Here is a 19868-nt window from a genome sequence, read left to right as displayed (position 1 = left end):
CCGTAACGCTCGGCTACACTGGCGTCCATCTTTCCGCAGGGACCACGGCATGTCGCAGTTCTCCCTACTCGCCAAGCGCCGTTTCGCGCCGTTCTTCTGGACCCAGGCACTCGGCGCCTTCAATGACAACGCGTTCCGCAATGCGATGGTCATGCTGGTGGCGTTCCAGATGGCCTTGCCGGATGCCCAGGTATCGCTCTACACGAACCTTGCGCCCGCGCTGTTCATCCTGCCGTACTTCCTGTTTTCAGCGACGGCGGGACAACTCGCCGAGAAGTTCGAGAAGACCCGCATCATCCGCTTCGTGAAGCTGTTCGAGATCGCCGCCATGGGAATCGCGGCGATCGGGTTCTTCACCCACCATGTGTCGTTGCTGCTTGTCGTGCTGTTCCTGATGGGCATGCATTCCACCGTGTTCGGGCCGATCAAGTACTCGATCCTGCCGCAGGCGCTGGAGCGCAGCGAACTCGTCGGCGGCAACGCCCTGGTGGAGACCGGCACCCAGCTGGCGATGCTGACGGGCATGATCCTCGGCAATTCGCTGATGCTGATCGCCGGCTACGGCACGCTCGCCGCGTCGCTCACCACGATAGCCATCGCATGCGCGGGTTATATCGTAAGCCGCTCCATCCCGACCGCACCGGCGACCGCCCCCGACCTGCGCTTCAACTGGAATCCGTTCAGCGAAACCTGGCATGTGCTGAAGATCACCCACGAAGACCGTGCGGTGTTCAATGCCGTATTGGGTATCTCGTGGTTCTGGTTCTTCGGCACGGTGATGATCGCGCAGTTGCCGAACTACACGCGGCACACGCTCGGCGGCGACGGTTCGGTGAATACGCTCGTGTTGACCTTGTTCTCGCTGGGCACGGGTATCGGTTCGCTGTTGTGCGAGAGGCTTTCGGCCAGGCGTGTGGAGATCGGCCTCGTGCCGATGGGTGCATTCGGCCTTACCGTGTTCGCGGTGGACCTGTTCTTCGCGCGGCCGCTGGTCGCGCCGGGTGCCGGCCTGGGCTGGCTCGCCTTCGCCGGTACGCCGGGCGCATGGCGGGTGATGCTCGACCTGACGATGATCGGCGCTTTCGCCGGGTTCTACGTGGTGCCGTTGTTCGCCTTCGTGCAGAGCCGCGCACCCCGCCATCGTTTGTCGCGCGTCATCGCGGGCAACAATATCGTCAACGCCTTGCTGATCTGTGTGGCGTCCGGCTTCGGCATCGGCATGACTGCCCTCGGGCTGGACGTTCCCACCATCTTCCTGATCACGGGCATCGTGAACGTCGCGGTGGCGGTCTACATCTTCACCCTCGTGCCCGAGTTCATGATGCGCTTCATCACCTGGGTGCTGGTGCGTACGCTCTATCGGGTTCGCGTGGATGGCCTGAAGAATGTGCCCGATGAAGGTGCGGCGCTGGTCGTGTGCAACCATGTGAGCTTCATGGATCCACTGATCCTCATGGCGAACGTGCGCCGGCCGATGCGCTTCGTCATGTATTACAAGATATACAACCTGCCCGTCCTCCATTTCGTCTTCCGCACGGCGAAGGCGATTCCCATCGCCGGGCGCAGCGAAGATCCTGCCTTGATGGAACGCGCGTTCGAGCGGGTGGACGAGGCCTTGGCGAATGGCGAAGTGGTCTGCATCTTTCCCGAGGGAGGCATCACTCGCGACGGCACGATCCAGAACTTCCGCCCGGGCGTCGATCGCATCCTCGCGCGCCGGCCGGTGCCGGTGGTGCCGCTGGCGTTGCGTGGCATGTGGGGCAGCATCTTCAGTCGCCGCGATAGCGCGCTGCGCCGGGCACGCATCCCTCGCCGCTTCTGGTCGAGGATCGAACTGGTGGGCGGTACGCCGCTACCCGCGGCCGATGCCAATGCGGCCGTGCTGGAAGCGCGTGTCACCGAGCTGCGCGGCGACAAGGCCTGACGAATCGCCGGCGTCAGGCGAACCAGGCGGCCAGGACGATCACCGCGACCACGGCCAGCCAGACGATCAATACGCGACGGATGACGCGCCGGGCGTCCTCCAGTTCCGCGATCGGATCGCTCACGTCCTGCACGTAGCCATCACCCGCTTCCACGTCCGCATCGACGCCGGCGCGCGCGACGGCACCGAGGAAATCGGGTTCGAGACGGGAGCGTGGGCTGCCGGAGGTGTGGTGCCACTGCTTCCAGGCGCCCATCACGGCGTCGAAATCCGACACCAGTGCCATGGCGAAGACCATCAGGTGGGCCGGGATCCAATCGAGCGCGTCGGCGACACGGCGCGCGACGTTGCGTGTGGCGTCATCCAGGGCGAGAGCCGCCTCGCGGCCGAGAATCTGTGCAAGGCGATAACCGAGAGCGCCGGTGGGGCCGAGCAGGAAGAACCAGAACAACACGCCGAAACGCCGGCGCAGCGCACCATAGAACGCGGCTTCGACCATGACGGGGGCGAACCATGTCAGCGGCGCGTCGTCGTGGCGCAGGGCGGCGATGGCTTCGTCGCGGCGCAGGGCATCCGGCGCGCGCAGGATCGCATCGATGTCGGCCTCGATCTCACGGGGGCCGAGGGCGTAGACGAGCACGATCACCGCGAATGCGAGCCAGCCCAGGTCGAAGAAGGGCAAGGAGCGCAGGATGCCCGCGAGAATGGCGCATGCGACGACAGGTACCAGCAGCACCACGGCGACGCGTCCCGGTCCGGACGTGTCGCCCAGCCGGTTCACCCAATGGCGGAACCAGCGATCGTCGCGCCAGCGGGCCAGCTGCGGGACGCTCCAGGCGACGACGAGGGCGATGAGGACGGCGAGGAGACGTAGAGCCATGGTGTCGGGGAATCCGCGAGTCGTTGCCCCGATTGTAGGCGAAGCATCGCCGTCAGCGGCGAGGCGCGTAGGCTACCAGTTCATCCAGGTGCACGCCGCGCAGGCCCAGCCAGTGTTCGATCAGACGGTACGACACCGAGAGCGGCGGCGGAACGCCGAGCGAGCCCGAGGTCATGCCCTGGACGATATCGTCGACGGTGAACCAGCGGGCATCCTCGAGTTCATCGTCGCGCAGGCGGATCTCGCGTGCTCTCGCGGTCGCGGTGAAACCCACCATCAGCGAAGCAGGCAGCGGCCACGGTTGCGACGAGTGATAGGTGGCGTGCAGCACTTCCACGCCGGATTCCTCGCGCACCTCCCGTTTCACCGCGTCTTCCAGCGATTCGCCCGGTTCAATGAAGCCGGCCAGCGTGGAATAACGGCCGGGCGGCCAGCCGCGCTGGCGGCCGAGCAGGCAGGCGTCCCCGTCTTCCACGATGACGATGATCGCGGCGTCGGTACGTGGGAAATGCATGTGCGGGCCGTCGGGGTTCGTGCATTGCACGCGATGGCCCGAAGCCACGACCAGGGTCGGCGAGCCGCATTGGCTACAGAACCGGGTTTGTCGCTGCCAATGGGTGATGCCCTTCGCGTAAGCGAAAAGACCGGCTTCGAAAGCAGGGAGGGTCAACCCCGCCTCGCGCAAGGACATGCGACGCGCGCCGGTCAGGGAAGCAAACAGTTCGGCGTGAGCTTCGTCGACGACGAGCGTGAACCAGGCGCTGTCGTTCGCCAGGCCGAGCAGGGTGGATGGCAGGTCGCCGAAGCGCTCGGAGCGCATCGCCGGTGTCATCCAATGCGGCATATCCGCCTCTGCCTGGACGAAGGCCAGGCCTTCGCTGTCGAGTACGAGGAAGCGCGTATCCGGCGAGCGCTCCGTTTCCTCGACCCACAGGCGGTCGTCACGCCGCTCGGCCATGCGGTCCATGTCGATGCCGGCGAAGACATTCTCGCGGGCGCGGCTGGCGACCGCCTTGTCCCGTTCCTGCTCGACGCTCACGCCCACCGACCGGTCATGCGCTGAACGAGGAACCGCAACCGCAGGTGGTCTTCGCGTTGGGATTGCGAATGACGAATTGCGAACCACTGAACGATTCGGCGTAGTCGATTTCCGCGCCGGTGAGGTATTGCAGCGAGAGCGGATCGACCACCAGTGTCACGCCTTCGCGGGACACGGCCAGGTCGTCCTCGGCCTGTTCCTCGTCGAACGTGAAACCATACTGGAAGCCCGAACAGCCGCCGCCGCTGATGTACACGCGCAGCTTGAGGCCGGGGTTGCCTTCTTCTTCGATCAGCTCGTGCACCTTGCGGGCGGCGGCTTCGGTGAAGACGAGCGGCGTGCCCCCGGACCGATAGTCCGGTGCCGAACTCGGAGCCATGGGAAATGGGTTATTCATGCCGCTCATAATGGCGCCGTTCCGTGTCAGGTCAAGCCTCGCTGAGGACCGGGGCGGCCTCGATCGCCGCCTGGGCCAACTGGCGAACCGTCTGCGGGGCCCGGTGCACCATCTTGCCGTTGACCTGCGCGCCGGCCGCCATCTCCAGTACCTGGTAGCGCACGTCGCCCTCCACCCGGGCCAGGGGAGCCAGTTCCAGGCGCTCCGCGGCGTCGATGTCGCCGGTGACGCCGCCATTGATCACGGCCTGGGGTACCTCGATATGCCCGATGACGCGGCCCGTCTCACTGATCGTGAGCACGCCATCCCCGGAAGGATCGGCATGAATCGAGCCTTCAACCGTTCCGTCCAGGTGCAACGCACCACTGAACAGTACGTCGCCCCGAAGGGTGACGCCGCGGGCGATAAGGCTTGTGGCGGCCGCGCCCACCGCGGGAGCCTGGTTCTTCCGGTTATTGCCGAACATCGTTGGCCTCGTCGTTGCGCAGGGCATCGGTCCACGCCACCGTGCCGGTGACGGGCTGGTCGCCGGTGATGTCGGCGACCAGCCGCAGGCGGGTGGGTTTAAAGCCCGCCGGCAAGGTGAAGCTGCCCTGGATCTGCTGGAAATACTTGAAGGAGAAGGGGAGTCCCGTCGTCTGCGCACCCTGGCCCAGCGCCGCGCCATCGAGGGTCGTGACCTTGTCGTCCTGAATGCCCTCGACGGCTAGTTTCAGCGAGCCTTTCACCAGTTCCCCCCGGCGGGCATTCTGGGTAAGCGTGACCATCAGGTTCCAGGCGTTCTTCGTACCTTTCACCGGCATGGTGCGGACACCCTGTATCTTCAGTCCGTCGCGCTGGCCCCCGCCGCCGACCAGCCGCGAATAAAAGGCGAGGTCGGTGCGCAGGCCACTGATCTCTTCGTCGCGCTCGGCCAGATTGCGCTTGAGTTCTTTCGCTGCGATGTCCGTCACCTGCGCGGAGCGTTGCAGGTTGGCCACTTGCTGGCGGAGATCCTCGTTGTCGGCGGCCATCCGGCGAATGCCGCCGCGGTCGGAAACCACGGCCGGCCCCCGCGCCGCGAGGAACCACGCACCCATGGCCACCAGGACCAGGCTGAGCGCCCAGGCACCGGTCAGGACGAGACGCTTTCGGCGCTCGCTGGCCGCGTCGTCGAGCGAGCGCACGACGAAACGCGGCGGTGGGCGTGAAGCCATGGACGATTCCGTGGAGAAGACGTGAAGACGCCGATGGTATATCCCCCGTCTTCCCCCATGGTCAAGGAACCGCTCCCCATAACGGAGAAGGCCGCCTCGCGGCGGCCTTCGTTTCAGTCGTGGAGCGACCCGACCTTGCTGAGCATGTACCGCTCGGGGCCGATGTCGGAGATCAGGCTGAACTGGGTTTCCAGCCAGTCGATGTGCTCCTCCTCCTGGCCCAGGATGAACTTGAAGAGATCGCGACTGACGAAATCGTGGATGCCTTCGCAGTAGGCGATCGCCTCGCGCAAGTCCTTCGTGGCGAGCATTTCCAGATCGAGATCGCCTTGCAGTGCCTCGACCACGTTCTCGCCGATGCGTAGCTTGCCCAGGTGCTGGAGGTTCGGCAGGCCGTCGAGGAAGAGGATCCGCTCGATCAGCTTGTCCGCGTGCTTCATCTCCTCGATCGATTCCTCGTACTCGTGCTTGGCCAGTTCGTTGTAGCCCCAGTCCTTGAACATCCTGTAATGCAGGAAGTACTGGTTGATCGCGGCCAGCTCGTTGTAGAGGACCTTGTTGAGGTATTCGATGACCTTCGCGTCGCCCTTCATTGAGGGATCTCCCTGAATATGCAGGGCACGACTATACGTTGCCCCGTGCGGACGTGACGTAACGAGAATGAAGCTGGTTTGCGTCCGCGACTGGACGCGCGACGGGTCAGGCCGGAGAGGGCAGGAAAGTCAACGCGGAACGCGTTTCCGCGACGGCCTCGCGCAGGCACTGGCGAGCTTCCGACTCGCAGGCCCCGCAACAGTCCGAGCAACCCGTACGGGCCTGGAGTTCGGCAAAGGACTCCACCCCCTCGGCCGCGGCGCGGCGAATGGCGTGGTCGGTGACGGCGTTGCACATGCAGATGTACATGGCGCGCATTCGAACGCGAATGCGAACGATTGTCAACTACGCAAATGTGAAGAAACCGCTCGGGGCTGGCTGCCGTTCATTCTCCGCCGCGGGCCAGCCGCTCCGCTTCGGCTTGCTGGGGGCAGGTGCCCACGGTCACGGAGCACACGGTCTCCACGGTGGGGGCGAACTGGCGCAACGCCCGTTCATAGACCTGTCGCTTGAAATTCACCACGTGGTTTGCCGGATACCAGAAGTCGACCCAGCGCCACAGGTCGAACTCGGGTTTCTCGCAGGCATCCAGGCGGAACGCTTCTTCGCCGCACTTCAGGCGGAGCAGGAACCACACCTGCTTCTGGCCGATACACGTGGGCCGCTGGTGATGGCGCACGAAGCGGCTCGGCAGCCGGTAGCGCAGCCAGCCGCGGGTTTCCGCCAGCACTTCCACGTGCTGAGCGAGCAGCCCGGTTTCCTCTTCCAGCTCGCGGTACATGGCTTCCAGCGGCGTCTCGTCGCTACGCATGCCGCCTTGGGGGAACTGCCAGCCGTCACGATTGACGCGGCGCGCCCAGAACAGGCGACCGTCTCCGTTCAGGAGCACGATCCCCACGTTCGGTCGATAGCCATCAGCGTCGATCATCCGCCCTCCGCGAACCAGTTCGGCGCTTCCGGCGGCAGGCCGGATGCGCTCGATGCGCCCGATTCAACCACAGCGCGAGAAGCAGGGGCAAGGCGCTACTTGAACGGGAGGCTCGCGCCGATTAAACTGCCCGGCCTTCGCGGGTCCGCCCGTGAACGACCAGGTTCCATGGCTAGGTAGCTCAGCTGGTCAGAGCGCGGCACTCATAATGCTGAGGTCGGCGGTTCGAGCCCGCCTCTAGCCACCAATGCAAAAGGCCGCGTCCATGGGCGCGGCCTTTTTCTTTCCCCGGCGGTCGGATCAGGATGTCTCGCGTTCCACCAGCGGAAGCTCCTCGCTGCGCGGTGGCGTGTCCAGGACGGCCCGTGCCAACTCGACCACGTTGTGAACGCGCAGCTTGGCCATCAGGTTCGCCCGGTGTAGTTCGACGGTCTTCGGGCTGATGTTCAACTCGCTGGCGATGACCTTGTTGAGCTTGCCGCCCATGATCCCGTCCAGGACCTGGGACTCGCGGCGGGTCAGCGAGACGTCGGGACGGAGGCTGGCGAAGACGTTCGCCGCCGGCTCCTCACTACCGGGTTCATCGTCCGGAAGGGGCATCAGGAAGATCGCGTGAAAGGCCGCGGGCGGCACGTCGAGCAATTGCCGGGTGAGTCGATAGCGGCGGGGAGGCGCATGCCGGTCGCGAAAGATGAACTCGTCCGCGTGTTCGGTGCGATGAAGGTGCTCCTCCAGCCATGCCGGTCCGGCCCGTCCCCTCGCGGTCATGCCGAATTCGCGCTGGAAGGCCGCATTGACCATCACGGCGCGACCGCCCTCGTGGCGCCAGACGACGCAGGGCCAGGGCAAGGCGGCGAATACTTCCTCGGCCAGCCCGCAGGTGTGCGAGCCGTCGAGCGAATCACTAGCAAGGCACATCGATGCCTCCTGAATGTACGCGTGGGAAGCCGGCGAAGCCCCCTCGCTTCGCCCGTTGTAGTTACCACTGCAACCGTTTCACGATGAAAAGTCCATGAATCGTGGACGCGGATATGCCGAACTGCGACATCCGTCGTGAATACCACCCCCACCGGGGTGCTGGCCCGCCCTCCGCTACAATGCGGGGTCACCCGCGAAAGACGCCGTCCCCATGCGCATATTCAAGACGTTCAACATCGAAGCGGCCCACCGCTTGCCGAATGTGCCCCAAGGGCACAAGTGCTCGCGCCTGCACGGCCATTCATTCCGCATCGAACTGCACGTCGAGGGCCCGACAGATCCGGTGCTGGGATGGGTGATGGACTTCGGCGACCTCAAGGCGCGTTTCCAGCCACTCTACGATCGCCTCGACCATCACTACCTCAACGACATCGAGGGTCTCGAAAATCCGACCAGCGAAAACCTGGCGCGCTGGATCTTCGAACGCCTGCGGGCGGACGTGCCGGGGCTGGCGAAGGTCGTGGTGCACGAAACCTGTACCTCCGGCGCCGAATACTCCGTCTGAGCAAGGCCTTCGAGGCGAAACCTGTCGACGCAACAATTCGCGGTTGCCGCGCTGTCGGGGGCGGGTCTACACTCCGGCACTCCCCGTTCCCCGACGGTTGCCGCGATGTCCCATGTAAACGGTTACGCCGAACTTGCCCGATGCGTCGGGGATATCGCGTCGGCTGCATGGATGACTACGTCGCCCGGCGCATTGGCAGGCCGCCCCGCCCGGGCCTGACCGACCGCGTCTCCTCGCCAACGACGCGACGGATGGTCGCGCCGGCGGGTGGTTATGGCCTTTCGTCGCTTGTCCCGTCGTTTACGGCACTGGTATACTTTTCCAGATTAAACCGTGGCCCGTTGAACCATCTGGTGCCGCCTTAGAGCGAAACCACGGGAGCCTCGCGTTGCTCAACAGTCTTGCAGCCGGTCGTCACCTCGCCATGCGCATCGTCATCGCGCAGCTGGTGGTGGCCGTCATAGCGGGACTCGCTTTTTCCCTGCAGGGGCGTCCAGCCGCGCTGGCCGCCTTCGGGGGTGCCCTGGTCGTCGCCATCGCTACCGCGCTGCTTGCCGCGCGAGCGTTCAGCGCGCTGGGTGGAGCGGGGGCGACGTTCATGAGGTTCCTCGTGGGAATGATCCTTCGCTGGATCGTCCTCATAGGTGGACTGGCGCTCATCCTGGTTCAGTGGAAGCTGCCACCCTTGCCCGCGTTGGTGGGACTGGTGGCCGGCTACGCGGTCAACGTATTTGCATTCAGATTCAAGGGTTGAGGCATGGCGAGCGAACCGCAAGGCGGTCTGACCGAATACATCCAGCACCATCTGAACCACATGACGGTGAATTTCAGCGCCGATCATTTCTGGTTCTGGAACCTCCGTGCGGACTCGATCATTATTTCGTTCGTCCTCGGCGCCGCGTTCTGCCTGTGGTTCTGGCTGTTCGCGCGCAAGGCCACTTCCGGCGTGCCGTCGAAGGGCCAGGCCCTGGTCGAGCTGGCGATCGAGTTCGTCGACACGCAGGTGAAGGACACCTTCCATGGTGACCGCCGCACGGTGACGCCGCTGGCGCTGTCGATCTTCATGTGGGTCTTCCTCATGAACGCGATGGACCTGCTGCCGGTCGACCTCGCCGGCTGGCTGGTGCACACCTTCGCCGGTGACGAAGTCGCCCACCACACCTATTTCCGCATGGTGCCCACCGCGGACATCAACACCACCGTGGGCCTGTCGGTCGCCGTGCTGTTCATCGTCATCGGTCACGGCATCAAGGCCAAGGGCGGCTTCGGCTTCGGCAAGGAGCTGCTCACGGCGCCGTTCCATGCGAACAACCCGATCGCCAAGCTCGTGCTGGTGATCCCGAACTTCCTTCTCAACGTCGTCGAAACCCTGTCCAAGCCGGTGTCGCTCGCCATGCGACTGTTCGGCAACATGTACGGCGGCGAACTGGTGTTCATGCTGATTGCCGGTCTGATGGTGAGCTGGATCAGCTTCGTGCCTGGCGTCGTGTTCAACACGGCGTGGGCGATCTTCCACATCCTGATCATCGCCTTGCAGGCGTTCATCTTCATGATGCTGACGATCGTCTACATCGCCACAGCACGGGAACACCACTGACTCACCGCACCGACGTCAGAACCTCGGTTTTCAATTAGAACCTCGGTTTCCAACCATTTCATTTCCACCCTTTCGCTATTCGTTTATCCCAGGAGAACACCATGGAACTCGCCTCGCTTCTCGCCCACGTCCAGGGCATGACCGCCATCGCCATCGGCGTGATCATCGGTCTCGGCGCGCTCGGCGCCTGTCTCGGTATCGCCATCATGGGCTCGAAGTTCCTCGAGTCGGCTGCTCGCCAGCCGGAGCTGGTTCCGCTGCTCCAGGGCCGCATGTTCCTGCTCGCCGGCCTGATCGACGCGGCGTTCATCATCGGCCTGGCCGTGGCGCTGCTCTTCGCGTTCTCGAACCCGCTGGTCGGTGTCGTGCGCGCCGCCGTCGGCGGCTAAGCAGCCGTTCGTCTTGTCGCCGTGACCCCCTGGGGTCACGGCGATCGTCAGTACCCAAGCGTTCGGAGTCTTCGGAGAGATCATGGAAATCAACATGACCTTCCTGGGCCAGATGATCTCTTTTGCGATCCTGGTCTGGTTCACCACCAAGTTCATCTGGCCCCAGCTCAACGGTGCCATCGAAGAGCGCCAGAAAAAGGTGGCCGAGGGTCTGGCCGCCGCCGAGCGCGCGCGCGCCGAGCTCAAGGACGCCGACGCCAAGGTCGCCGTCGAGATCAAGCAGGCCCGCCTGCAAGCCACCGAGATCATCGACAAGGCCCAGCAGCAGGGCAACCAGATCCTCGAGAAGGCCCGTGCCGAAGCCACCAACGAGATCAACCGTCTGAAGGCCCAGGCCCAGGACGAGATCGCGTCGATGGCCCAGCGTGCGCGTGAGCAGTTGCGCGAGCAGGTCGGTGCCCTCGCCGTCCGCGGCGCCGAGAAGATCGTCCAGCGCGAAATCGACCCGGCGGCCCATAAGGCCCTGCTCGACCAGCTCGCTGCCGAGATCTGACCATGGCCCAGGCGCTCACCCTCGCCCGTCCCTATGCACGCGCCGCTTTCGAAGTGGCGCATGCGTCGGGTTCGCTCGCCGACTGGCTGGCGGCGCTGAACTTCGCGGCCGCCGTCGCGGTGGATCCGCGTATCGCCGGTCTCGGTAACGATCCTCGCGTGCTGCCGACCCAACGGGTCGCGCTGCACCTGCCTCCCGGCATGGGCGCCGATGCGCCGTTCGCCCGGTTCCTCACGGAACTGGCGGAGAACGGCCGCATGGTGCTGTTGCCGGAAATCGCCGCGCTTTACGACGACTACAAGCACGAGTCGGAGTCGACCCTGAAGGTCAAGGTCACGAGCGCACTGGATCTCGACACGGCGCAGGCCGAACAGCTGCGCGCCTCGCTGAAGCGTCGCTTCAAGCGCGAGATCGAACTGGATACGCACGTCGATCCGGCGTTGCTCGGCGGTGTCGTCATCGACACGGGCGAGCAGGTCATCGACGGTTCGGCGCGCGGCCGCCTGCAACGGCTGGCCAGCGTGCTGACGCACTGATACGAGCTTCTCATACCACCGGGTGCCGTGAGAGCGGCGCGACCCAAGGAACCGACCATGTCCAGCACCACTCTGAATCCGTCCGAGATCAGCGAGCTGATCAAGACCCGCATCGAGCAGTTCAAGCTCGGCGCCGAGGCACGTAACGAAGGCACGATCATCAGCGTGTCCGACGGCATCGTGCGCATCCACGGCCTGGCCGACGTGATGCAGGGCGAAATGATCGAACTGCCGAACAACACGTTCGCCCTGGCGTTGAACCTCGAGCGCGACTCGGTCGGCGCCGTGGTGTTGGGTGAATACCAGCACCTGCGCGAAGGCGACGCCGCCAAGACCACCGGCCGCATCCTCGAGGTACCGGTCGGCCCGGGCCTGCTCGGCCGCGTCGTCGACGCGCTGGGCAATCCCATCGACGGGAAGGGCCCGATCGACGCCGTGGGCACCAGCCCGGTCGAGAAGGTCGCGCCGGGCGTCATCTGGCGCCAGTCGGTCGACCAGCCGATGCAGACGGGCTACAAGTCCATCGACTCGATGATCCCGATCGGCCGCGGCCAGCGCGAGCTGATCATCGGCGACCGCCAGACGGGCAAGACCGCCGTCGCGATCGACGCGATCATCAACCAGAAGCATTCCGGCATTAAGTGCATCTACGTCGCCATCGGCCAGAAGCGCAGCTCGATCGCCAACGTGGTGCGCAAGCTCGAAGAGAACGGTGCGCTCGCCAACACGATCGTCGTCGTCGCTTCGGCTTCCGAGGCCGCCGCCCTCCAGTACGTCGCACCGTACTCCGGCTGCGCCATGGGCGAGTACTTCCGCGATCGCGGCGAAGACGCGCTGATCGTCTACGACGACCTGTCCAAGCAGGCCGTGGCCTACCGCCAGATCTCGCTGCTGCTGAAGCGTCCGCCGGGCCGCGAAGCCTATCCGGGTGACGTCTTCTATCTCCACTCGCGCCTGCTCGAGCGCGCCTCGCGCGTCAGCGCCGAGTACGTCGAGAAGATGACCAACGGCGAAGTGAAGGGCAAGACGGGTTCGCTCACCGCGCTGCCGATCATCGAGACCCAGGCCGGCGACGTGTCGGCGTTCGTTCCGACCAACGTGATCTCGATCACCGACGGCCAGATCTTCCTCGAAACCGACCTGTTCAACGCCGGCATCCGTCCGCCCGTGAACGCCGGTATCTCGGTGTCGCGCGTCGGTGGCGCCGCCCAGACCAAGATCATCAAGAAGCTGTCCGGCGGCGTGAAGCTGGCGCTCGCCCAGTACCGAGAGCTGGCCGCGTTCGCGCAGTTCGCCTCGGACCTGGATGCCGCCACGCGCGCGCAGCTCGACCGCGGCCAGCGCGTCACCGAGCTGATGAAGCAGCCGCAGTACTCGCCGCTTTCGATCGCCGAACTCGGCGTGTCGGTCTACGCGGCCGAGAAGGGCTACCTCGACGACCTCCCGGTCAACAAGGTGCTGCCCTTCGAGAAGGGCCTGCATGCTTTCATGCGCCAGAATCACGGCGACCTGATGGCGAAGATCGACCAGACCGGCGATTGGGACAAGGACATCGAGGCGACCTTCAAGGCCGCCGCCGACGAGTTCAAGAAGACCGGTAGCTGGTAAGAGCGAAACGCGCGGGGCGCAGGCTGAAAGGCCGGCCCCGCGAGCTGGCGACACCTTTCAAAGACGAGTAAGCCATGGCTAGCGGCCGCGAAATCAAAACCAAGATCAAAAGCACGCAGAACATGCGCAAGGTGACCGGCGCGCTGCAGATGGTCTCGGCGTCGAAGATCCGCAAAGCGCAGGACCTGATGAAGGCCTCGCGCCCGTACGCGCGTCTGATGCGCAAGGTCATCGCGCATGTCGCGCAGGCCAGCACCGATTTCACCCATCCGTTCCTCACCGAGCGCGAGAACGTCGCGCGGGTGGGCTTCATCGTGGTGTCGACCGACCGCGGCCTCGCTGGCGGCCTCAATTCCAACCTGTTCCGCCGCACGCTGACCTCGATCCGCGAGTGGCAGGGCAAGGGCGCGGAAGTCGACGTCGTCGCCATCGGCCAGAAAGCCGTGCAGTTCTTCCGTCGCATCAAGGGCGTGAACCTGATCGGCTCGGCCACGCATCTTGGTGAAAAGCCCAAGCTCGAGGACCTGATCGGCGTGATCAAGGTCGTCCTCGATGCGTATTCGGACAACAAGCTCGACCGCGTTTTCCTGGTCTACAACGACTTCGTGAACACCATCGTGCAGAAGCCGAGCATCGACGCCCTGCTGCCGCTGTCGCTGGTGGCCACGGAACTCGAGAACGCGGAAGGCAAGACGTCCGAGGGCGTGAAGGTCGAGCAGACGCACGACTGGGACTACATCTACGAACCGGACGCACGCACGGTGCTGGAGCACCTGATGACGCGCTACATCGAGTCCGTGGTGTACCAGGCGGCGCTGGAGAACCTCGCCAGCGAACACGCCGCGCGCATGGTCGCCATGAAGGCCGCCTCCGACAACGCCAGCAAGGTCATCGGCGAACTGACGCTGGTCTACAACAAGGCGCGCCAGGCGGCGATCACCCAGGAAATCTCGGAAATCGTCGGCGGCGCCGCCGCGGTCTAACCGAACAAGCCCATGGCGACGCGAAAGCGGCGCCGCTACAGAACCTAAAGAAGATTCATCCGGAGCATTCCATGAGCCAGGGTAAAGTTGTTCAGATCATCGGCGCGGTCGTCGACGTCGAATTCGCGCGCGACCAGGTACCGCAGATCTATGACGCACTGAAGATCGACGGCACGGAGATCACCCTCGAAGTGCAGCAGCAGCTTGGCGATGGCATCGTGCGCACCATCGCGCTCGGTTCCACCGACGGCTTGCGCCGTAACCTGATCGCCCGCAATACCGGCGAAGGCATCAAGGTGCCGGTCGGCAAGGCCACGCTCGGCCGCATCATGGATGTCCTGGGCAACCCGATCGACGAAGCCGGTCCGATCGGCGAGCAGGAAAAGTGGGTCATCCACCGCGAAGCCCCGTCGTACGACGAGCAGGCGGCTGCCAGCGAACTGCTGGAAACCGGCATCAAGGTCATCGACCTGATGTGCCCGTTCGCCAAGGGCGGCAAGGTCGGCCTGTTCGGCGGCGCCGGCGTGGGCAAGACCGTCAACATGATGGAGCTCATCAACAACATCGCGAAGGCGCATTCGGGTCTGTCCGTGTTCGCCGGCGTGGGTGAGCGTACTCGTGAAGGTAACGACTTCTATCACGAGATGAAGGACTCCAACGTTCTCGACAAGGTCGCGATGGTGTACGGCCAGATGAACGAGCCGCCGGGCAACCGCCTGCGCGTCGCCCTGACCGGCCTGACGATGGCCGAGTACTTCCGCGACGAGAAGGACGAGACCGGCAAGGGCAAGGACGTCCTGCTCTTCGTCGACAACATCTACCGTTACACGCTGGCCGGTACCGAGGTGTCCGCGCTGCTCGGCCGCATGCCGTCGGCCGTGGGTTACCAGCCGACGCTGGCCGAGGAAATGGGCGTCCTGCAGGAGCGCATCACCTCGACCAAGACCGGTTCGATCACGTCGATCCAGGCCGTCTACGTTCCCGCGGACGACCTGACCGATCCGTCGCCGGCGACCACCTTCGCGCACCTGGACGCGACCGTGACGCTGAGCCGTAACATCGCCTCGCTGGGTATCTACCCGGCGGTGGATCCGCTCGATTCCTCCAGCCGTCAGCTGGACCCGGCCGTTATCGGCCAGGAGCACTACGACACCGCGCGCCGCGTGCAGATGACGTTGCAGCGTTACAAGGAGCTGAAGGACATCATCGCCATCCTCGGCATGGACGAGCTGTCGCAGGAAGACAAGGAAGCCGTGTCGCGCGCCCGCAAGATCGAGCGCTTCTTCTCGCAGCCGTTCCACGTCGCCGAAGTGTTCACCGGCTCGCCGGGCAAGTACGTGGCGCTGAAGGAAACCATCCGCGGCTTCAAGATGATCCTCGACGGCGAGTTGGACTACCTGCCGGAACAGGCCTTCTACATGGTCGGCGGTATCGACGAAGCCATCAAGAAGGGCGAGGAGATGGGTGCGAAGAAGGCTGCATAAGCCCTCTTTTCCCATCCTCGACCAACGGAAGACCAGCCCATGACCCATACCATCCGCGTCGACATCGTCAGCGCCGAAGCCGAGATCTACTCCGGCGAAGCCACGCTCGTGGTCGCCACCGGTGAGCTTGGCGAGCTGGGCATCGCGCCGCGTCACGCCCCGCTGATCACCCGCCTGAAGCCCGGGCACGTGGACGTGGTGGCCGCCAACGGCGAACGCCAGCAGTTCTACGTCTCCGGCGGCATCCTCGAGGTGCAGCCACAGGTCGTGACCATCCTCGCCGACACGGCGGCCCGCGCGGCCGATCTCGACGAGGCGGCCGCCCTGAAGGCAAAGGAAGAGGCGGAGGCCGCACTGGCCAATCGCGGTCCGCAAATGGACGTCGCCGAAGCCCAGGCCAAGCTTGCAGAGGCCCTGGCCCAGCTCCAGGCGCTCGAACGCATGCGCAAGACGCTCAAGCACTGACCGGCAAACACCGATCGAAAAGAAGCCCCTCCCCGGAGGGGCTTTTTTTTGGGTAGTGGAAGTCGATTTGGTGCGAGCCGGCCAGAGCCCGCGGTCATCCACCAGGCCCGACGGTCTTCATCCGAAAATGACTACGGCGGCGCAACACTCGACCGCCACGTCACCACAACCGCATCATGCGCATCCACTACCGTCGCAGCTTCTGGATCATCGGTGTAGTCGCCGTCCTGCTCATCGTGGCGCGGCTCGCCTTGCCGTACGTGGTGCTCGGCTATCTCAACGGCCGCCTGTCCCGCATGGGCGCGTACTCGGGGCATATCTCCGACATCGACATCCATCTGTGGCGTGGCGCCTACTCCATCGACAGGCTGACGGTCACCAAGGTGGATGGCAAGGTGCCGGTACCGCTGTTCGATACGGCGCGTGCGGATATCTCACTCAGTTGGGAGGCCATCGCCAAAGGCCGTATTCGCGGAAAGATCGATTTCCACGAACCCGTGGTGAACTTCGTCGACGGTCGTGGCGAGGGCGATACCCAGACGGGCAAGGGCGTGGACTGGCGGGCGCAGCTGCGTGCCCTGGTGCCGACACAGCTGGATGAGGTGAACGTGTTCAATGGCACGATCACCTTCCGCAACTTCGTTTCGAGTCCGAAAGTGGACCTGAAGATGACCGACGTCAACGGTACGGCGACGAACCTCACCAACGTGCAACGCGAGGGCGGATCGCGCGTGGCGCACCTGCATGCCACGGCGAAGGTGCTGGGAGATGCTCCGCTGGAGACCCGGGCGGAGTTCGATCCGCTGGAGCGGCTAGGCGATTTCCGCTACGAGTTGAGCATCCGCGATATCAAGCTGGTGAAGGCCAACGACCTTGCCCGTGCGTACTCCGGACTCGATTTCGCGGGTGGCGAGGGTGACTTCTTCATGGAGTTGCAGGCCAGGGGCCGTCGGCTGAGCGGTTACGCCAAGCCCTTGTTCCACGACCTGCGGATATTCAGCTGGAAGCAGGATGTCGAGCAGGACAAGAAGAACCCGCTCAAGCTCGCCTATGAAGCGGTGGCCGAAGGCGTCACCACGATCTTCAAGAACCAGTCCAGGGACCAGTTCGCAACCCGTGTTCCCATCTCCGGCACCATCGACGACAAGAACGTTTCCGCCGCCGAGGCGATCCTCGGCATCCTGCGGAATGCCTTCATCGAGGCGTACAAGCCGAACCTCGAGCACCTGACCGAGCGGCCGAAAGACGACTAGCCGACTTGGCAGGGCGCCGTAAACGCGCGAAAGTGCGGCCCTCCCTTACCGGCAGGCAAGCGTGCCCATGACCGTCAAGCCACTCCATGTCCTGATCCTCGCCGCGGGCGAGGGCAAGCGGATGAAGTCCGCGACCGCCAAGGTGCTGATGCCGCTCGCAGGGCGACCCCTGCTGGCTCACGTGCTCGACGCCGCCCGTACGTTGGACCCCGCGGGCATACACGTGGTGTACGGCCATCACGGGCAGCACGTGCGCGATGCCTTCGCGGCCGATACGTCGCTGGCGTGGATCGAACAGCGCGAACGCCTGGGAACGGGCCACGCCGTGCGCACCGCGCTGGAAGCCATGCAGGCGGCAGGCAAGCTCGAGGGCCGCGTACTCGTCCTCTATGGCGACGTACCGCTCATTCGCGCCGAAACACTGGCTGCGCTCGTGGCCGCCGACGACGGCCTGGCCATGCTGGCGACCCGTCTCGCCGATCCACGGGGCTATGGGCGCGTGGTGCTCGATGCCGCCGGCAAGGTGCGTCACATCGTCGAGGAAAAGGATGCGAGCGCGGCGCAGCGCGCCATCGACCTGGTGAATACGGGCATCGTTGCCGCCGATGCGGCGCGCCTGCTCGCATGGACGCAGCGCCTTGGCAATGGCAACGCGCAGGGCGAGTACTACCTTACCGACATCTTCGAAATGGCCGCGGCGGAAAACGCGCCTGCCGCGTGCGTGGACTGCGACGCGGTCGAGGCTTCGGGTGCCAACGATCCCTGGCAGTTGGCCGGCCTGGAAGCCCTCTACCGCGAGCGGAGCGCACGCGCGCTGGCCCTGGAGGGAGTGCGCCTGGTGGACCCATCACGCCTGGACGTGCGCGGCAAGGTAAGCGTCGGCCGCGACGTCGAAGTGGATGTCAACGTCGTCTTCGAAGGCGACGTGGAGCTGGGCGACGACGTGCGCATCGGGCCATTCACGCGCGTACGCAATGCGAAGCTCGCCGCCGGCACCGTCGTCCTCGCCCATTGCGACCTCGATGGCGTGGTAACGCACGGGCCGTGCACGATCGGTCCCTTCGCGCGCCTGCGCCCCGGGACCGATCTCGCCGCGGGCGTGCACATCGGGAACTTCGTCGAGACGAAGAACGCGCGGATCGCCGAGGGTTCCAAGGCGAACCACCTGAGTTATCTCGGCGATACCGTCATCGGCAGCAAGGTGAATATCGGCGCCGGTACCATCACCTGCAACTACGATGGCGTGAACAAGAGCCGCACCACGATCGAGGACAATGTCTTCGTCGGCTCGAACAGCGCCCTGGTGGCGCCCGTGACGTTGCACGCGGGATCGACCATCGGCGCGGGTTCGGTCATCACCAAGGACACTCCGCCGGACGCGCTGACCTTGTCGCGTGCACGCCAGAGCACGATCGATGGCTGGCACCGCCCGACGAAGAAGGCCTAGGGCATCGCCGACAGGGTCGGCTCCCACCAGAGCATTCCGGACCTTCCGAGAAGCCGGGCTTGGTGGGAGCCGACCCTGTCGGCGATATCAGCCGCGATAGCGCCAGCCGTCGATTTCCACCAGCAACTCCGCACGGCAGACGTCGCCGTGCACGAGCAACAGCGGGGCACCCGGCAGGTGTTTCGCGGCGAAGATGCGCACGGTCTCCTCGTCCTCGGGGCGTCGCACATACACCTTCAGCGGCGCCGATGGCCCGAATCCGTGCGGCATGCCACTGGTGTCCAGCAGCGTCTCCAGGTTGCGCAGCGTCTCCGCGAGTTGCGCGTCGATGTCGCCGGCATGCGCCGAGGCGTGGCCGACCACCGCGGCCGTGCCCGAGATGGCCAGCACGTCGTTCGCCGGCAGTAGCGTGGCCCGCGCGAAGCTCGGCGGCGTACGGCCGTACTGGCGCGGATAACGCCATGCGCTCACCTGACGGGGATTTTCCACGCGGGTGCCCGGCCGGTCCGTCGCGAGTAGGTAGACCTGCAACAGCGCTGCGTCGGCGTGATGCCCGATCGCCGTGGCGGCAGGGTAGCCATGGGCGAAGATCTCGCCCATGCCGCCGATCCTCCCGGTGCAAAAGTGTTTGTAGCGTTCGTCGTCGCCGTTGCCAGCGTTGATCGCCCCGAGGTAATTCCATATGCGCTGGACGTGCCGTTCATCGGCCGTCGCCACGAAGCGCGACAGCAAACCATAGGCATACCGTGCCGCGCCTTCGGGGCCGCCGTGTTCGTCCTCGCGGCACTCCACCGCGGCAAACAGCCAGCCACCCCCACGCGACCAGCGCAGGTCGCCCTGGCGGCCTCGGCTCACCTCGCCGTCCACCTCCCATACCTCGGCCGGGGCGTCGCCCAGGGGTTCCAGCGCCACGCGCAGCCAGCGCGGGTCGTCGTGGACCGGGGCCGCGGCGCCGAAGCCGAAGGCGGCCAGCGTGGAGGGCGACAGGGCCCCCGCCGGGGGCCGGTAACCCACCCGTGGCGAGGGACGGGCCGAGAGCGGATTCCGCTCACGCATTTCACTTCCTGGGAGCATCGGGTCTTCCGTCCTGCGCGTTCGGAGCATGATATCGC

23 protein-coding genes and 1 tRNA gene are annotated in these 19868 nt (G+C 65.1%); 14 read left to right on the top strand and 10 right to left on the bottom strand.

The genetic code is table 11. The annotated features are described in order from the left end of the window. Positions 1-49 precede the first annotated feature (49 nt). Positions 50-1924 carry an MFS transporter gene (locus tag J2T07_RS06150; protein WP_306848254.1) on the top strand — a complete coding sequence of 625 codons (1875 nt, stop codon included), beginning with the start codon at positions 50-52 and terminating at the stop codon, positions 1922-1924. Between the two features lie 13 nt (positions 1925-1937). Here the strand turns inward: J2T07_RS06150 and J2T07_RS06145 are convergent, their stop codons facing one another. From J2T07_RS06145 to J2T07_RS06110, 8 genes are all read right to left on the bottom strand, one after another. Beyond that, positions 1938-2804, bottom strand: a complete 867-nt coding sequence (locus J2T07_RS06145) for a beta-lactamase induction protein (protein ID WP_306848252.1) — start codon at positions 2802-2804, stop codon at positions 1938-1940. A 52-nt stretch (positions 2805-2856) separates the two neighbouring features. Beyond that, positions 2857-3843 carry an NAD(+) diphosphatase gene (nudC, locus tag J2T07_RS06140; RefSeq protein ID WP_306848251.1) on the bottom strand — a complete coding sequence of 329 codons (987 nt, stop codon included), beginning with the start codon at positions 3841-3843 and terminating at the stop codon, positions 2857-2859. A gap of 13 nt (positions 3844-3856) precedes the next feature. After that, complete coding sequence (gene erpA / locus J2T07_RS06135) at positions 3857-4222, bottom strand: iron-sulfur cluster insertion protein ErpA (RefSeq protein WP_306848249.1); 366 nt, start codon at positions 4220-4222, stop codon at positions 3857-3859. Positions 4223-4271: 49 nt separating this feature from the next. Further along, a complete protein-coding gene (locus J2T07_RS06130; RefSeq protein ID WP_306848245.1) occupies positions 4272-4706 on the bottom strand; it encodes a bactofilin family protein in 435 nt (144 codons plus the stop codon). Beyond that, the gene (locus tag J2T07_RS06125) at positions 4693-5436 is read right to left on the bottom strand and encodes a DUF6776 family protein (protein WP_306848243.1); all 744 of its coding nucleotides are present in this window, start codon (positions 5434-5436) and stop codon (positions 4693-4695) included. The genes J2T07_RS06130 and J2T07_RS06125 overlap by 14 nt, the downstream gene beginning before the upstream one ends. A 113-nt stretch (positions 5437-5549) precedes the next feature. Continuing rightward, complete coding sequence (gene bfr, locus J2T07_RS06120; RefSeq protein ID WP_306848241.1) at positions 5550-6029, bottom strand: bacterioferritin; 480 nt, start codon at positions 6027-6029, stop codon at positions 5550-5552. Between the two features lie 106 nt (positions 6030-6135). Next, complete coding sequence (locus tag J2T07_RS06115) at positions 6136-6348, bottom strand: (2Fe-2S)-binding protein (protein ID WP_430539319.1); 213 nt, start codon at positions 6346-6348, stop codon at positions 6136-6138. Between the two features lie 67 nt (positions 6349-6415). Further along, positions 6416-6958, bottom strand: coding sequence for an RNA pyrophosphohydrolase (locus tag J2T07_RS06110; protein ID WP_306848238.1), 543 nt, complete (start codon positions 6956-6958; stop codon positions 6416-6418). A 170-nt stretch (positions 6959-7128) separates the two neighbouring features. Between J2T07_RS06110 and J2T07_RS06105 the strand changes: the two genes are divergently transcribed. Then, positions 7129-7205 (top strand) — tRNA-Met (locus tag J2T07_RS06105). 53 nt (positions 7206-7258) lie between these two features. Here J2T07_RS06105 and J2T07_RS06100 read toward each other — a convergent pair. Then, positions 7259-7876 (bottom strand): LuxR C-terminal-related transcriptional regulator, encoded by a 618-nt coding sequence (locus tag J2T07_RS06100; protein ID WP_306848236.1) that lies wholly within the window; start codon positions 7874-7876, stop codon positions 7259-7261. Between the two features lie 211 nt (positions 7877-8087). Here J2T07_RS06100 and queD point away from each other — a divergent pair, with 211 nt between their 5' ends. The 12 genes from queD to glmU all read left to right on the top strand — a co-directional run bounded on the left by queD (position 8088) and on the right by glmU (position 18756). Continuing rightward, the gene (gene queD, locus J2T07_RS06095) at positions 8088-8441 is read left to right on the top strand and encodes a 6-carboxytetrahydropterin synthase QueD (RefSeq protein WP_306848235.1); all 354 of its coding nucleotides are present in this window, start codon (positions 8088-8090) and stop codon (positions 8439-8441) included. A 388-nt stretch (positions 8442-8829) separates the two neighbouring features. After that, positions 8830-9195 carry an ATP synthase subunit I gene (locus tag J2T07_RS06090; RefSeq protein ID WP_306848233.1) on the top strand — a complete coding sequence of 122 codons (366 nt, stop codon included), beginning with the start codon at positions 8830-8832 and terminating at the stop codon, positions 9193-9195. 3 nt (positions 9196-9198) lie between these two features. Continuing rightward, on the top strand, positions 9199-10038 hold the full coding sequence (gene atpB, locus J2T07_RS06085; RefSeq protein ID WP_306848230.1) for a F0F1 ATP synthase subunit A: 840 nt from the start codon (positions 9199-9201) through the stop codon (positions 10036-10038). Positions 10039-10139: 101 nt separating this feature from the next. Beyond that, positions 10140-10427, top strand: a complete 288-nt coding sequence (gene atpE / locus J2T07_RS06080) for a F0F1 ATP synthase subunit C (RefSeq protein WP_139978979.1) — start codon at positions 10140-10142, stop codon at positions 10425-10427. Positions 10428-10509: 82 nt separating this feature from the next. Continuing rightward, a complete protein-coding gene (locus tag J2T07_RS06075) occupies positions 10510-10980 on the top strand; it encodes a F0F1 ATP synthase subunit B (RefSeq protein WP_306848226.1) in 471 nt (156 codons plus the stop codon). 2 nt (positions 10981-10982) lie between these two features. Then, on the top strand, positions 10983-11516 hold the full coding sequence (locus tag J2T07_RS06070; protein ID WP_306848224.1) for a F0F1 ATP synthase subunit delta: 534 nt from the start codon (positions 10983-10985) through the stop codon (positions 11514-11516). 57 nt (positions 11517-11573) lie between these two features. After that, positions 11574-13124, top strand: a complete 1551-nt coding sequence (gene atpA, locus J2T07_RS06065) for a F0F1 ATP synthase subunit alpha (RefSeq protein WP_306848222.1) — start codon at positions 11574-11576, stop codon at positions 13122-13124. 74 nt (positions 13125-13198) lie between these two features. Continuing rightward, positions 13199-14107 (top strand): F0F1 ATP synthase subunit gamma, encoded by a 909-nt coding sequence (gene atpG / locus J2T07_RS06060; RefSeq protein ID WP_306848220.1) that lies wholly within the window; start codon positions 13199-13201, stop codon positions 14105-14107. Positions 14108-14178: 71 nt separating this feature from the next. Next, on the top strand, positions 14179-15591 hold the full coding sequence (atpD, locus tag J2T07_RS06055; protein WP_306848218.1) for a F0F1 ATP synthase subunit beta: 1413 nt from the start codon (positions 14179-14181) through the stop codon (positions 15589-15591). A 39-nt stretch (positions 15592-15630) separates the two neighbouring features. Next, entirely contained in the window at positions 15631-16056 is a 426-nt protein-coding gene (locus J2T07_RS06050; RefSeq protein ID WP_306848216.1) for a F0F1 ATP synthase subunit epsilon, read from the top strand. A gap of 176 nt (positions 16057-16232) precedes the next feature. After that, positions 16233-17309 (top strand): DUF748 domain-containing protein, encoded by a 1077-nt coding sequence (locus J2T07_RS06045; RefSeq protein WP_306848214.1) that lies wholly within the window; start codon positions 16233-16235, stop codon positions 17307-17309. A gap of 67 nt (positions 17310-17376) precedes the next feature. Then, positions 17377-18756, top strand: coding sequence for a bifunctional UDP-N-acetylglucosamine diphosphorylase/glucosamine-1-phosphate N-acetyltransferase GlmU (gene glmU / locus J2T07_RS06040; protein WP_306848212.1), 1380 nt, complete (start codon positions 17377-17379; stop codon positions 18754-18756). Positions 18757-18843: 87 nt separating this feature from the next. Here glmU and J2T07_RS06035 read toward each other — a convergent pair whose 3' ends face one another. Further along, positions 18844-19830 (bottom strand): pteridine-dependent deoxygenase, encoded by a 987-nt coding sequence (locus tag J2T07_RS06035; RefSeq protein ID WP_430539318.1) that lies wholly within the window; start codon positions 19828-19830, stop codon positions 18844-18846. Positions 19831-19868 lie beyond the last annotated feature (38 nt).

Origin of the sequence: Luteibacter jiangsuensis, from assembly GCF_030812295.1 — a bacterium.
GTDB lineage: Bacteria > Pseudomonadota > Gammaproteobacteria > Xanthomonadales > Rhodanobacteraceae > Luteibacter > Luteibacter jiangsuensis_A.
This window is presented reverse-complemented; position numbering and strand designations above follow the sequence as displayed.